Genomic DNA, 13,135 nt, shown 5'->3' with positions numbered 1-13,135 from the left:
GCACTCAGCCGTAGGTATCCCCGGGCCCCTGGCTCCCCGGTGCCCGCAGCGGACCGAAGCGCCGCGAGGGACCGCCCGGGCCCAGAACCTTGATCAATTTTACGGTGCCCTGGCCCAGGTCAGCGTTGAGACGGGCGACGAGCTGCGGCGCCAGGAGCCGGAGCTGCGTCGCCCAGACCGACGAATCGCACTGCACGGTCAGCACCCGGGCGTCCTCGTCGTACCGCTGCGGCTCACAGTGCTGCGCCACTTCCGGCCCGACCATCTGCGGCCAGCGCCCCATCACGCCGCCGACCGCCGCGGGGGTCTCCCAGCCACGCTCAGTGATCAGCCGGTTGATCGCGGCACCCAGCGGCAGCGGATCCCGGCCGTCCGCACGAGCCCCGGAGCGCAGGCCCCCGCGGCGCGCCTGCTTCTTCTGCTGCGCCGCCGCGCCACGGGCGCGGGCCTGCTCCTTCGCCGCGCGCAGGGCCACCCGGGCCAGATCGACACCGGACGGCTCGGGCTGCCGCGGGGTCTCCTCCGTCACACGGTCACCTGCTCCACCGAGCCGCCCGAGACCGTGTAGCGCGCCCCGGCCAGCAGGCCCGGCACGTCCTCCTCCACGGCCGCGGTGACCAGCACCTGCTCGCCCGGCGCGACCAGCTCGGCCAGCCGCTCCCGGCGCCGGGCGTCCAGCTCCGCGAAGACGTCGTCGAGGACGAGTACCGGCTCGCCCGCCCGTCGTCCACCGCCCTCGCCCGGGGCCCCCTCGGGAGCCCCCGGATTCTCGGCGCGCAGCAGGTCGTACGAGGCCAGCCGTAGGGCGAGCGCGTACGACCAGGACTCGCCATGGCTCGCGTACCCCTTCGCCGGCAGCTCTCCGAGCTTGAGCAGCAGGTCGTCGCGGTGCGGTCCGACGAGCGTCACACCGCGCTCGATCTCCTGCTTGCGGGCGGCGCCGAGGGCGCCGAGAAGAAGCTCGTACAGCTCCTCCCGGGTGCCGGCTCCGGCGAGCCCCTCCCCGGCGGAGCCGCGGTACTCGAGCGCGACCGGACCGCCGCCGGGTGCCAGCTGCTCATAGGCCTTGTCGGCCAGCGGCTGCAGCGCCGCGATCAGGTCCAGACGCTGAGCGAGCAACTCGGCTCCAGCCCGGGCGAGATGCTGATCCCAGACGTCGAGGGTGGACAGTTCCGCCCCCGAGCTCCGTCCGGGTGCCCCCGAGCGTCCGCCGTGCCGGCGGGCCATCGCGGCGCTCTTCAGGAGTGTGTTGCGCTGCTTGAGGACGCGGTCGTAGTCGGAACGCACCCCGGCCATCCGGGGCGAACGGGTGGTGATCAGCTCGTCCAGGAAACGACGGCGCTCACCCGGGTCGCCCTTGACCAGCGCGAGATCCTCCGGAGCGAAGAGGACCGAGCGGACGATGCCGAGCACATCCCGCGGCCTCACCTGCGAGGAGCGATTGATACGGGCGCGGTTTGCCCTGCCCGGGTTCAGCTCCAGCTCGATCAGCTGCCGACGCTCTCCCTGGACAACGGCCGCCCGCAGGATGGCGCGCTCGGCGCCCATGCGCACCAGCGGCGCGTCCGAGGACACCCGGTGGCTGCCCAGGGTGGCCAGATAGCCGATCGCTTCGACCAGATTCGTCTTGCCCTGGCCGTTCGGGCCCACGAACGCCGTGACGCCCGGGTCGAGCGGGACCTCGACCCGGGCGTACGAGCGGAAGTCGGCGAGCGACAGATGCGAAACGTGCATGATGCGCTGCGGCTGACGGTGCCGCCGAACCTCCCCTGAGTGTGGCTGTTGCGTCCGGAGAAGCACCCCGGACCGGATTACACCGACTCGACCGCGTGCCCGCCGAACTGGTTGCGCAGCGCGGCGATCATCTTCATCTGCGGGGAGTCGTCCTGCCGCGAGGCGAAACGCGCGAACAGGGACGCGGTGATCGCGGGCAGCGGTACGGCGTGATCGATCGCCGCCTCCACGGTCCAGCGGCCCTCACCGGAGTCGGCTGCGTGGCCACGCAGCTTCTCCAGATGCTCGTCGTCGTCCAAGGCGTTGACCGCCAGGTCGAGCAGCCAGGAGCGGATGACCGTGCCCTCCTGCCAGCTACGGAAGACCTCACGGACGTCGGTGACGGAGTCGACCGCCTCAAGCAGCTCCCAGCCCTCGGCGTAGGCCTGCATCATCGCGTACTCGATGCCGTTGTGGACCATCTTCGCGAAGTGGCCCGCGCCGACCTTGCCTGCGTGGACGGCACCGAACTCGCCCTCCGGCTTGAGCGCGTCGAAGATCGGCTGAACCTTGGCCACATGCTCGGCGTCGCCGCCGTACATCAGCGCGTAGCCGTTCTCCAGGCCCCACACGCCTCCGGAGACACCGCAGTCGACGAAGCCGATGCCCTTGTGGGCCAGCTGCTCGGCGTGCTTCTCGTCGTCGGTCCAGCGGGAGTTCCCGCCGTCGACGACGACATCTCCGGGTGAGAGGAGTTCGGCCAGCTCGTCGAGGGTGGTCTGGGTCGCGATCCCGGCGGGAACCATGACCCACACCACACGCGGTCCCTTGAGCTTGCTCACAAGCTCCTCAAGGCTGTGGACATCGGCGAGGTCCGGGTTGCGGTCGTATCCGACGACGGTGTGGCCTGCGTGGCGGATGCGCTCACGCATATTGCCGCCCATCTTGCCGAGACCGACGAGACCGAGCTCCATCAGTGCCCCTTCTTAGCGATTCGTACCTGCGGTCGAGCCTACGCCCGGTCATGGACGCTCACCTGTGGGCTCAGCCGCTCAGCCGACCGCCGGGGGTCCCGCCTCCTGATGAGCGGTGACCCTCGTGCTTTCCGCAGATGGGACGCCCCGGACGGGCTCGGCCATGCTCAGCCGCTGAGGCGCACCGGCATGATCAGGTACTTGTACGCGTCGTCCGCCTCGGCATCCACAGCCGGCTTGCCGCTCAGCAGCGCGGGCTTCGTGGAGGTGGTGAAGGACAGCTGGGCGACCGGGGAGTCGATGGCGGACAGTCCCTCGAGCAGGAAGCCAGGGTTGAAGGCGATGGAGATGTCGTCGCCCTCGAGGCCGCAGTCGACTCTCTCCACAGCCTGTGCATCGTCGCTGGACCCGGCCTCGAGAATGAGCACACCCTGCTCGAAGCTCAGCCGGACCGGAGTGTTCCGCTCGGCGACGAGGGCGACGCGCTTGACCGCGTCCACGAACGGAGCGGTCTCGATCACCGCAACCGAGTTGAACTCGGTCGGGAAGAGTGTGCGGTACTTGGGCAGGTCGCCTTCGAGCAGCCGGGTGGTCGTACGGCGCCCCGCGCCCTCGAAGCCGATGAGGCCCTCTCCCGCTCCGGAGCCCGCCAGCGCGATGCTGACAGTGTCCCCGCTGGTCAGCGACTTGGCGGTGTCGAGAAGTGTCTTGGCGGGGACCAGGGCGACCGCGGAGACGTCCGCGGTCTCGGGCTTCCACAGGAACTCCCGCACGGCGAAGCGGTAACGGTCGGTGGCGGCCAGCGTGACCGTGTCGCCCTCGATCTCGATACGGACACCCGTGAGCACGGGGAGGGTGTCGTCACGGCCGGCGGCGATGGCGACCTGGGCGGCGGCCGCGGCGAAGACCTCACCGGGAACGGTTCCGGTGGCGGTGGGCATCTGCGGCAGCGCCGGATACTCCTCCACAGGGAGGGTGTGGAGTGTGAATCGGGAGGAGCCACAGACCACGGTCACCCGCACGCCGTCGGTGGAGATCTCCACAGGCCTGTTGGGAAGCGCACGGCAGATGTCGGCGAGAAGCCGGCCGGAGACGAGGACGGTGCCGTCCTCCTCCACATCCGCGTCGACGGAGACGCGGGCCGAGACCTCGTAATCGAAGCCGGAGAGGCTCAGGGAGCTCTCCTCCGCCTTCAGGAGCAGGCCCGCGAGGACGGGCACCGGCGGACGGGCCGGGAGGCTGCGGGCCGCCCAGGCCACTGCCTCCGCGAGTACATCGCGCTCCACCCGGATCTTCACCGGAACCGCCTCCTGCTTGTTGCTGGCTCGCCCTGCTGGCCTTCGTCGTCGGCACGGGTCTCCCCGCCGGACGCAGGGGTCGATGCCGGAGACCAGTCTGACGCACGCCGCCGACAGTCGGTGCGGGTCGGGGTCAAGTCGCTGCGAGAGGGGCGGGTGCTCCGGGGCCGAGTTGTGCACAGGGCCCGTTTCCGAACGAGTTTCCCGCTAGATCTATGTGGTCGTAGTAGTAGGGCCTGTGGAAACCGTGGATAACCGCGTTTGCGCAGGTCAAGCCGGATTTTTTGTCCACCGGTCCTGTGGGCGCCGCCCGTGGATAAGTGGGGCGTTCTGTGGACGCGGGAAAGTTCTGCACACCCGGTGCACAGCCCACGCCCGGTTCTCCCCAGCGCCGTCCCCAGGTTTACCCATGTTCTCCCCAGCCCAACCGGCCTCGTTGGTGTGACGCCTTTCACTCGGCCCGGTGAAGCCGGGTGTTGCCTTGCCGAACAGTGGACAGGGGTGTGGAGAAGCTGTGCACAAGCCACCGCAGCCTGTGGGCGGGCAGTGGACAACGGGATCGGGCCGCTGTGGGTCCGCTGGGCGTCCACAGTCTGTGGAAGCCGGTTGACCACATTTCCACACCCTGCTGACCTCCCGGAACGCCCTCTCGTGCTGGAGCGCTGTGGACACGATCTGGACAACTCGGCGGTCCCCAGGGTGTGGACGGGCCATCGGTCGAGGTTCTGTGGAGAAGCCCCCGCCCCGGGTACGGATTCGAACAGCGGGGAGTGCGGAACGACGAAGGGCGCCCCGGGGATCGTCCCCTGGGCGCCCGGAGAGAAGGGCCGTACGTCGGCCCTGAGGGGGTGCTCAGCCGTTCTTGATGCGGTTGGTGAGCTCGGTGACCTGGTTGTAGATCGAGCGCCGCTCCGCCATCAGCGCGCGGATCTTGCGGTCGGCGTGCATCACGGTCGTATGGTCGCGGCCGCCGAACTGGGCTCCAATCTTCGGCAGTGACAGATCCGTCAGCTCACGGCACAGATACATCGCGATCTGCCGGGCCGTCACCAGTACGCGGCTGCGCGAGGAGCCGCACAGGTCCTCCACGGTCAGCCCGAAGTACTGAGCGGTCTCCGCCATGATGGCCGTGGCGGTGATCTCCGGAGCCGCGTCCTCGCCGCCCGGGATCAGATCCTTCAGCACGATCTCGGTGAGCCCCAGGTCCACCGGCTGGCGGTTCAGGCTCGCGAAGGCCGTGACCCGGATCAGCGCGCCCTCCAGCTCGCGGATGTTGCGTGAGATCCGCGAGGCGATGAACTCCAGCACCTCGGGCGGGGCGTTGAGCTGTTCCTGCACCGCCTTCTTCCGGAGGATCGCGATCCGTGTCTCCAGCTCGGGAGGCTGGACATCCGTGATCAGGCCCCACTCGAAGCGGTTGCGGAGCCGGTCCTCCAGGGTGACCAGCTGCTTGGGCGGCCGGTCCGAGGAGAGCACGATCTGCTTGTTGGCGTTGTGCAGGGTGTTGAAGGTGTGGAAGAACTCCTCCTGCGTCGACTCCTTGCTGGCGAGGAACTGGATGTCGTCGACGAGAAGGATGTCCATGTCGCGATAGCGCTTGCGGAACGCGTCCGCCTTGCCGTCGCGGATGGAGTTGATGAACTCGTTGGTGAACTCCTCGGAACTCACATAGCGCACGCGCGTGCCCGGATAAAGGCTGCGGGCATAGTGCCCGATCGCGTGCAGCAGGTGCGTCTTGCCGAGGCCCGACTCCCCGTAGATGAAAAGGGGGTTGTACGCCTTGGCCGGCGCTTCGGCGACCGCGACGGCAGCGGCGTGTGCGAAGCGGTTGGACGCGCCGATGACAAAGGTGTCGAAGAGGTACTTCGGATTGAGGCGCGCGGTCGGCTCGCCCGGGCCGGTGGCGGGTGCGGGCTGTGCCGCGAGCGGGCCCGGGGCGCCGCTGGGCGCGGGCGGGCCTCCGTGGGAGCGGCCGCGGCCCTGCTCGGGCAGCTCACGGCGCGGCTGGTCGTACGGCGACCGGTCCTGCGGCGGTGCGCTGTGGGGTGAGGCATACGGATCGTGTTCCGGGAAGCCGCCGAGCCGCTGCTGCTGCCAGCTGTAGTCGTCGCGGGGTGCGGGTCCGCCGGGCCCGGATCCCCGGGGCCAGGCACCGGGCTCGGGGCGGCTCTGCTGATACTCCGGGTACGCGGGGCGGGCCGTCGGGAGTGTGTCCGCCGGGCGGCCGTAAGGGTCGTACCCCTCGTAACTGTCGTAGGTGTCGCGACCGGGCTCCGGACGCGGGGGTTCCTCGTAACGCTGGGGCTGCTGCGGGACCGGGATCTGCGGAGGCGGCGGTTCCTCGGTGGCGCTGACGGTGATCGCCAGGCGGATGGGCTGATTGCACTCGCGGCTGAGAGCGTCGCTGATCAGCGGAGAGAGCCGGCCCTCCAGGACGCCCTTGGCGTACTCGTTGGGCACGGAGAGCACAGCGGTGCCGGCCACGAGCACCAGGGGCTGGCAGTCCTTGAGCCAGCGCTGGTCCTTCGCTTCGATGCCCTGACCCTCTCCGAGGAGCTGGTCGAGCACGCGTGGCCACACTGCGGCAAGATCGGCAGGTACGTCAGCCACAGGGCACGCTCTCTCACTCGCTGGGTGGGGGGTGGCGCCGACGGGTCCCACGAATGTGTGGTTCTCGGGACGGGCGGGAAGGAACCGGAGTCGAGCCACGGTAGTCAGGGCGACGTGTGCGGTTCAAGTCGTTGTCCACAGGGTGTGTACAAATGTGCCATGCCGGTTCGTCCGGCCGTAGGGTGGGCCATGAGACAGCACTGCCAGGCTCCGGGGTAGCACCGGTTTGACCGGATGGCGTAGCCGCGCGTACCGTGACCAGGTCGAGTTGTCGATGGCTGCTGCCGCCTGCCTCCGATGGGCAAAGATCACGAACTGTGGTCATGAAGCGGTGCACTCGGGCGTATTGCGAGCTACTCGTGGGCGCACGGTGACAGCCAGGCGATGTCCCGCCACCACCGATTCATTTCTGGAGCCCCCGAGTGAGCAAGCGCACCTTCCAGCCGAACAACCGCCGCCGCGCTAAGACCCACGGCTTCCGGCTGCGGATGCGTACCCGTGCCGGCCGCGCGATTCTCGCGTCCCGCCGTGGCAAGGGTCGCGCGCGCCTGTCCGCCTGATCGCACAGGTCGGTCCGTGCTGCCTTCCGGGAATCGGCTGAGGTGGCGCGAGGACTTTGCGACCGCGGTACGCCGAGGACGCAGGGCCGGGCGCCCTCTCCTTGTCGTCCATCTTCGAAGCGCCGCCTCTTCGGAACGGAGAGGCACGGACCCGCATGCGTCTGGGGAGAACGCTCCCCCGGCGCGTGCGGGTTTCGTCGTGAGCAAGGCTGTCGGCGGGGCGGTCGTCCGCAACCTGGTGAAGCGGAGGCTGCGGCACCTGATGCGCGACCGGCTCGCCCTGCTGCCCGCGGGTAGCCTGGTTGTCGTACGGGCGCTGCCCGGCGCCGGTGAGGCGGACCACGACCAGCTGGCCCGTGACCTCGACGCCGCGCTGCAGCGTCTCGTGGGTGGGGTCACCCATGGCGAAGCCGAGGGGAGGGCGCCGCGATGAAGTACCCGCTGCTGTGGTTGATCAAGCTGTACCAGTGGACCATCAGCCCGATGCTCGGGCCGGTCTGCAAGTACTACCCGTCGTGCTCGCACTACGGCTACCAGGCCATCGATGTGCACGGCGCGGTCAAAGGGACAGCGCTGACCGCTTGGCGCATTCTGCGCTGCAACCCGTGGTCGCTCGGTGGCGTCGACCACGTTCCTCCCCGGAAGCATCCGGTCTGGCACCAACGGCTACGGAGTCGGTGGAGCGGTAGCTCCGCCGAAGCGCCGGCGGAACAGCCCGAGACTCAGCCCAACGCCCAAGGAGCCTGATTCGTGGACACGATCCTCGGTCCTCTCTATACCGCAGTTTCCTGGATCATCGTCCAGTTCCACTCGCTGTACAGCCTTGTCTTCGACAAGGACAGCGGTTGGGCCTGGGGTCTGTCCATCGTTTCGCTGGTGGTCCTGATCCGTATCTGCCTGATCCCGCTCTTCGTGAAGCAGATCAAGGCGACACGGAACATGCAGGTGCTCCAGCCGAAGATGAAGGCGATCCAGGAGCGCTACAAGAGCGACAAGCAGCGCCAGTCCGAAGAGATGATGAAGCTCTACAAGGAGTCGGGCACCAACCCGCTCTCGAGCTGTCTCCCGATCCTGGCCCAGTCGCCCTTCTTCATCGCCCTGTACCAGGTGCTGAACAAGATCGCCAACGATGAGGCCGTCGGCGTGATGGGCCAGAACCTGGTCGACAGCGCCCGGAGCGCCAAGATCTTCGGCGCTCCCATCGCGTCCAAGTTCCTCGACAGCGCGAGCAAGGTCGAGTCGCTCGGGGCCTCGCTGACGGATGTCCGCGTCGTCACGGTCATCATGATCGTGCTGATGTCGGCGTCGCAGTTCTACACACAGCGCCAGCTGATGACCAAGAACGTCGATATGACGGTGAAGACGCCGTTCATGCAGCAGCAGAAGATGCTGATGTACGTCTTCCCGATCATGTTCGCCGTCTTCGGTATCAACTTCCCCGTCGGTGTCCTCGTCTACTGGCTGACCACCAACGTCTGGACCATGGGTCAACAGATGTTCGTCATTCGCCGGAACCCCACCCCCGGCAGTCTCGCGTTCCAGCAGCGCCAGGAGCGGCTGCGCGCCAAGGGCAAGCTCAAGGAGGACCCCGCCGAGGTCCAGGCCAGGGAGGCCGCCGAGACCGCCCGGGCGAGCCGGCAGCAGCCGAAGCGCCAGAGCAAGGCCAAGCGCCAGACCGGTGGAACGGCACAGGCCGCCAAGGGTTCGGCGACCGCGAGCCAGGGCTCAGCCGGTAAGCCCTCCATGGAGAAGAAGCAGTCGCAGGACGCCGACAAGCCGAAGACGGCCGGCGGCTCCTCCCGTAATGCGAAGTCCGGGCAGCGCAAGGGTCAGCAGCGGCCCAAGCACCCGTCCAAGAAGTAAGGAGGCCGTCCGGTGACGGAAGGCACGACCCGCCCCTCGCCTTCGGCAGAGGCGACCGCAGCCGCCGAAGGCGGCGACACGCTCACCCGCCTGGAACAGGAAGGGGAGATTGCGGCCGATTACCTCGAGGGGCTGCTCGACATCGCGGATCTCGACGGGGACATCGACATGGATGTCGAGGCCGACCGGGCCGCGGTGTCGATCATTAGTGATTCGACCAGCCGGGACCTCCAGAAGCTGGTGGGCCGCGATGGCGAGGTGCTGGAGGCGCTGCAGGAACTGACCCGGCTCGCGGTGCACCGCGAGACCGGCGACCGCAGCCGTCTCATGCTGGATGTGGCCGGCTTCCGGGCCCGCAAGCGCGAGGAGCTCGCGGAGCTGGGCGCCAAGGCGGCCGAGGAGGCGAAGGGTACTGGCGAGCCGGTGAAGCTCAAGGCGATGACGCCGTTCGAGCGCAAAGTGGTGCACGACGCGGTGGCCGCGGCGGGGCTGCGCAGCGAATCCGAGGGCGAGGAGCCCCAGCGCTGCGTCGTCGTGCTCCCGGCCTGACCGGATCGGCCCAGAGCATGTTACCGGCCCCGCCTGTTCGCAGGCGGGGCCGTACTTTGTCAGCCTGACAGCATCATGCACAGCATGTACGGAAGGACGGTCCCCGTGGCGGAGGCAGCGGAGCTCCCCCCAGCGCCGGACGAGGCAGTGGCGGTTTTCGGTCAGCGCTTCCCCGAGGCTGTCCGCTATGCAGAGCTCCTCGCCGATGTCGGGGTGAAGCGCGGTCTGATCGGCCCCCGAGAGGTGCCGCGACTGTGGGGCAGGCATCTGCTCAACTGCGCTGTGCTGTCAGAGGCCGTTCCCGAAGGTGTCTCGGTCTGTGACGTGGGCTCGGGCGCCGGCCTTCCCGGTATCCCGCTGGCCCTGGTGCGGCCGGATCTGCGGATCACCCTGCTGGAGCCGCTGTTGCGTCGTACGACGTTTCTCCAGGAAGTCGTGGAGCTGCTGGGGCTCGACCATGTCACGGTGGTTCGAGGCCGTGCAGAAGAAGTGCTGGGCAAGCTCCCACCGGTGCACGTGGTGACCGCGCGGGCCGTCGCGCCTCTGGACCGACTGGCCGGCTGGGGGGTGCCACTGCTCCGACCGTACGGGGAGATGCTGGCTCTCAAGGGCGATACGGCCGAAGAGGAGCTGAAGGGGGCACGAGCCGCGCTGAGCAAGCTCGGGGTCGTGCAGACGTCGGTGCTGCACGTCGGCGAGGGCGTGGTGGACCCGCCCTCCACGGTGGTGCGGGCTGAGGTCGGGGAGAGCCCTGGTGGAGTGCGGTTTGCGGCCAAGCGGGCCAAGGCGGCCCGGACAGGGCGGGCCCGGCGCCGTCGTTAGCCGGAATGCTCCATACAAGCTGCCAAAACTACACAACCCGGAGTGTCGTAACGACGTAGGGCGCCCGTCCATGCAAGGTGTTTCACGTGAAACGTCGCTCCCTGCTGCATGGAATCATCAGCCGTGGCCGTGCGGCCGCCTCGCCGCGCGACCGCAGAGCCGCTATCGATGTGGATTCATCCACAGGAGAACGGGCCTCGCTGGTTCACGACCCCGAAAGCATGGCAGGCTCTGTCCATTGCGAGCCTGAAGTCGAGGAGAGTGAATCCTTGCGGTCCGACGCCAACATCGCGGGACCGATGACCGATCCGGTCCCCGGCCCCCGTACCGAATCGGCGGGGGAGGACGTTTCACGTGAAACGCCACCCCCCATGGACGACACCCCCATCGGTCGCGCTGCCCAGCTGGCTGTGGAAGCCTTGGGCCGGGCGGGCGAAGGGTTGCCACGGCCTGAGCAGACGCGGGTGATGGTGGTAGCCAACCAGAAGGGCGGGGTCGGTAAGACCACGACCACGGTGAATCTCGCTGCGTCGCTGGCCCTGCACGGGGCGCGGGTTTTGGTCATCGACCTTGATCCGCAAGGCAATGCTTCCACGGCTCTGGGGATTGATCATCACGCCGAGGTGCCCTCGATCTACGACGTTCTGGTGGAGAGCAAGCCGCTCTCGGACGTGGTGCAGCCGGTTCCCGATGTGGAGGGGTTGTTCTGCGCTCCGGCGACCATCGATCTCGCCGGCGCCGAGATCGAGCTGGTCTCCCTCGTGGCGCGGGAGAGCCGACTGGAGCGGGCGATTCAGTCATACGAGCAGCCCTTGGATTACATCCTCATCGACTGCCCGCCGTCGCTCGGCCTTCTCACGGTGAACGCCTTGGTGGCGGGCGCGGAAGTGCTGATCCCCATCCAGTGCGAGTACTACGCCCTGGAGGGCCTGGGTCAGTTGCTGCGCAACGTGGAGCTGGTGCGGGGACACCTCAATCCCAAGTTGCATGTGTCCACCATCCTGCTCACCATGTACGACGGCAGGACCCGGCTCGCCTCTCAGGTGGCTGACGAGGTCCGTAGTCACTTCGGCAAAGAAGTGTTGCGGACGAGCATCCCGCGGTCGGTGCGGATCTCGGAGGCCCCCAGTTATGGGCAGACGGTGCTGACCTACGACCCTGGTTCCAGCGGCTCGCTCTCCTACCTCGAAGCCGCTCGGGAAATCGCCCTACGGGGCGTCGGCGTCCACTATGAACCCCAGCATGCTCACGCGGCGGGCCAGAGCACTCAGACTCAGCAGGAGCAGCACACCATGTCGGAGGGGATGCAGTGAGTGATCGACGTAGGGGACTGGGCCGAGGGCTCGGCGCTCTGATTCCCGCGGCTCCGCAAGGGTCGGACAACGTCGGCCCGGCGTTGGGTTCGGCGGTCACTTCTCCCGCGGCGGTACCGGTACTCACGACGGACCGCGGTGTGGCAGCGGCCAAGGTGGCTACGCTGCCGACCAATGGCGTTTCACGTGAAACCGAGACTCTCCATCGGGACGATCAGGCTGTCGCAACGCCGGCGGAGGAGCAACCGGCCGGAGCCCATTTCGCCGAGCTGCTGCTGGACTCCATCACACCGAACCCACGCCAGCCGCGTGAGGTCTTCGACGAGGACGCTCTGGCGGAACTGGTCACCTCCATCCAGGAGGTCGGTCTCCTCCAGCCCGTCGTCGTACGGCAGTTGGCACCGGAGCGCTATGAACTCATCATGGGCGAGCGCCGGTGGAGGGCCTGCCGCGAAGCAGGTCTGGAGCGCATTCCCGCGATCATCCGGGCGACCGATGACGAGAAGCTTCTTCTCGACGCGCTGCTGGAGAATCTTCACCGAGCGCAGCTGAACCCGCTGGAAGAGGCCGCGGCCTACGATCAGCTGCTGAAGGACTTCAGTTGCACGCACGACCAGTTGGCGGACCGTATCGGGCGCTCACGCCCACAGGTCTCCAATACGCTGCGGCTGCTGAAGCTGTCGCCGTCCGTGCAGCGACGGGTGGCGGCCGGGGTTCTCTCCGCTGGACACGCCCGTGCTCTGCTGTCCGTCGAGGACTCAGAGGAGCAGGACCGGCTGGCACATCGGATCGTGGCCGAGGGGCTGTCGGTGCGAGCCGTCGAGGAGATTGTCACCCTCATGGGCTCGCGGCCAAGTAGTGCGCCGCGGTCAAAGGGGCCTCGGGCCGGTACTCGCGTCTCCCCCGCGCTGACGGATCTCGCCTCGCGTTTGTCGGACCGGTTCGAGACTCGGGTGAAGGTCGACCTCGGGCAGAAGAAGGGCAAGATCGTCGTCGAGTTCGCCTCGATGGATGATCTGGAGCGGATCCTGGGCACGCTGGCCCCCGGCGAGGGGCGGGTGCTAGGGCAGAAGCTCTCGGAGGAGGCGGAAGCCGAAGACGACAGCGAGGAGTGAGCTGGTAGCTCGTCGCGCAACTCAGGGCGGGTCGTGTGGTGCGCGGTGATCTCGGGGGGAGACCCTCGGAGATCACCGGGCGGGGGGACACGACCCGCCTTTGCTTTATTGCGGTATCGGTGCAATCGCTACCTGGATACGATGCGTTCGGGTATGGCGCATCCACGTGGAGAGACCTCATTTGGAGGGAAGGGCCATGCGATCGGTGAGCCGCACCGGACTTGTTGCAGCAGGATTGGGTCTGGGAGCCGTTGGCGGTTTCGTCGGCAGCCTCCTCAGGGAGCGTGGAGCGCTGGCCGCCGCTCGAGGAGCGGCGGA

13 protein-coding genes are annotated in these 13,135 nt (G+C 68.1%); 8 read left to right on the top strand and 5 right to left on the bottom strand.

Features of this window, described 5'->3' with window-relative positions; translation table 11 throughout:
* Positions 1-4: 4 nt before the first annotated feature.
* The 5 genes from ACTWQE_RS00230 to dnaA all read right to left on the bottom strand — a co-directional run bounded on the left by ACTWQE_RS00230 (position 5) and on the right by dnaA (position 6,595).
* Positions 5-529 (bottom strand): DUF721 domain-containing protein, encoded by a 525-nt coding sequence (locus tag ACTWQE_RS00230; RefSeq protein ID WP_443326688.1) that lies wholly within the window; start codon positions 527-529, stop codon positions 5-7.
* Positions 526-1,734, bottom strand: a complete 1,209-nt coding sequence (recF, locus tag ACTWQE_RS00225; RefSeq protein ID WP_443326687.1) for a DNA replication/repair protein RecF — start codon at positions 1,732-1,734, stop codon at positions 526-528. The genes ACTWQE_RS00230 and recF overlap by 4 nt, the downstream gene beginning before the upstream one ends.
* 77 nt (positions 1,735-1,811) lie before the next feature.
* Positions 1,812-2,687 carry a phosphogluconate dehydrogenase (NAD(+)-dependent, decarboxylating) gene (gnd, locus tag ACTWQE_RS00220; RefSeq protein ID WP_443326686.1) on the bottom strand — a complete coding sequence of 292 codons (876 nt, stop codon included), beginning with the start codon at positions 2,685-2,687 and terminating at the stop codon, positions 1,812-1,814.
* A gap of 167 nt (positions 2,688-2,854) precedes the next feature.
* Positions 2,855-3,985, bottom strand: coding sequence for a DNA polymerase III subunit beta (gene dnaN / locus ACTWQE_RS00215; protein WP_443326685.1), 1,131 nt, complete (start codon positions 3,983-3,985; stop codon positions 2,855-2,857).
* Between the two features lie 852 nt (positions 3,986-4,837).
* Complete coding sequence (dnaA, locus tag ACTWQE_RS00210) at positions 4,838-6,595, bottom strand: chromosomal replication initiator protein DnaA (protein WP_443326684.1); 1,758 nt, start codon at positions 6,593-6,595, stop codon at positions 4,838-4,840.
* Between the two features lie 422 nt (positions 6,596-7,017).
* On the opposite strand from dnaA, the gene rpmH reads away from it, so the two are divergent.
* From rpmH to ACTWQE_RS00170, 8 genes are all read left to right on the top strand, one after another.
* Positions 7,018-7,155, top strand: coding sequence for a 50S ribosomal protein L34 (gene rpmH / locus ACTWQE_RS00205; protein ID WP_003949374.1), 138 nt, complete (start codon positions 7,018-7,020; stop codon positions 7,153-7,155).
* 16 nt (positions 7,156-7,171) lie between these two features.
* Entirely contained in the window at positions 7,172-7,588 is a 417-nt protein-coding gene (rnpA, locus tag ACTWQE_RS00200) for a ribonuclease P protein component (RefSeq protein WP_443326683.1), read from the top strand.
* A complete protein-coding gene (gene yidD, locus ACTWQE_RS00195; RefSeq protein WP_443326682.1) occupies positions 7,585-7,902 on the top strand; it encodes a membrane protein insertion efficiency factor YidD in 318 nt (105 codons plus the stop codon). The genes rnpA and yidD overlap by 4 nt, the downstream gene beginning before the upstream one ends.
* Positions 7,903-7,905: 3 nt before the next feature.
* On the top strand, positions 7,906-9,018 hold the full coding sequence (gene yidC / locus ACTWQE_RS00190) for a membrane protein insertase YidC (RefSeq protein ID WP_443326681.1): 1,113 nt from the start codon (positions 7,906-7,908) through the stop codon (positions 9,016-9,018).
* A gap of 12 nt (positions 9,019-9,030) precedes the next feature.
* Complete coding sequence (locus ACTWQE_RS00185) at positions 9,031-9,567, top strand: Jag family protein (protein ID WP_443326680.1); 537 nt, start codon at positions 9,031-9,033, stop codon at positions 9,565-9,567.
* A gap of 105 nt (positions 9,568-9,672) precedes the next feature.
* Complete coding sequence (gene rsmG / locus ACTWQE_RS00180; RefSeq protein ID WP_443326679.1) at positions 9,673-10,389, top strand: 16S rRNA (guanine(527)-N(7))-methyltransferase RsmG; 717 nt, start codon at positions 9,673-9,675, stop codon at positions 10,387-10,389.
* A 221-nt stretch (positions 10,390-10,610) separates the two neighbouring features.
* On the top strand, positions 10,611-11,702 hold the full coding sequence (locus tag ACTWQE_RS00175) for a ParA family protein (protein ID WP_443326831.1): 1,092 nt from the start codon (positions 10,611-10,613) through the stop codon (positions 11,700-11,702).
* Positions 11,699-12,817: a ParB/RepB/Spo0J family partition protein gene (locus tag ACTWQE_RS00170; RefSeq protein ID WP_443326678.1), complete on the top strand. Its 1,119-nt coding sequence runs from the start codon at positions 11,699-11,701 to the stop codon at positions 12,815-12,817. Before ACTWQE_RS00175 ends, ACTWQE_RS00170 begins: the two co-directional genes overlap by 4 nt.
* Positions 12,818-13,135 lie beyond the last annotated feature (318 nt).

The organism is Streptomyces sp. 8N706 (genome assembly GCF_052245415.1).
Lineage (GTDB): Bacteria > Actinomycetota > Actinomycetes > Streptomycetales > Streptomycetaceae > Streptomyces.
The sequence above is the reverse complement of the archived record's forward strand: the minus strand, read 5'-3'. Positions and strand labels throughout refer to the sequence as shown.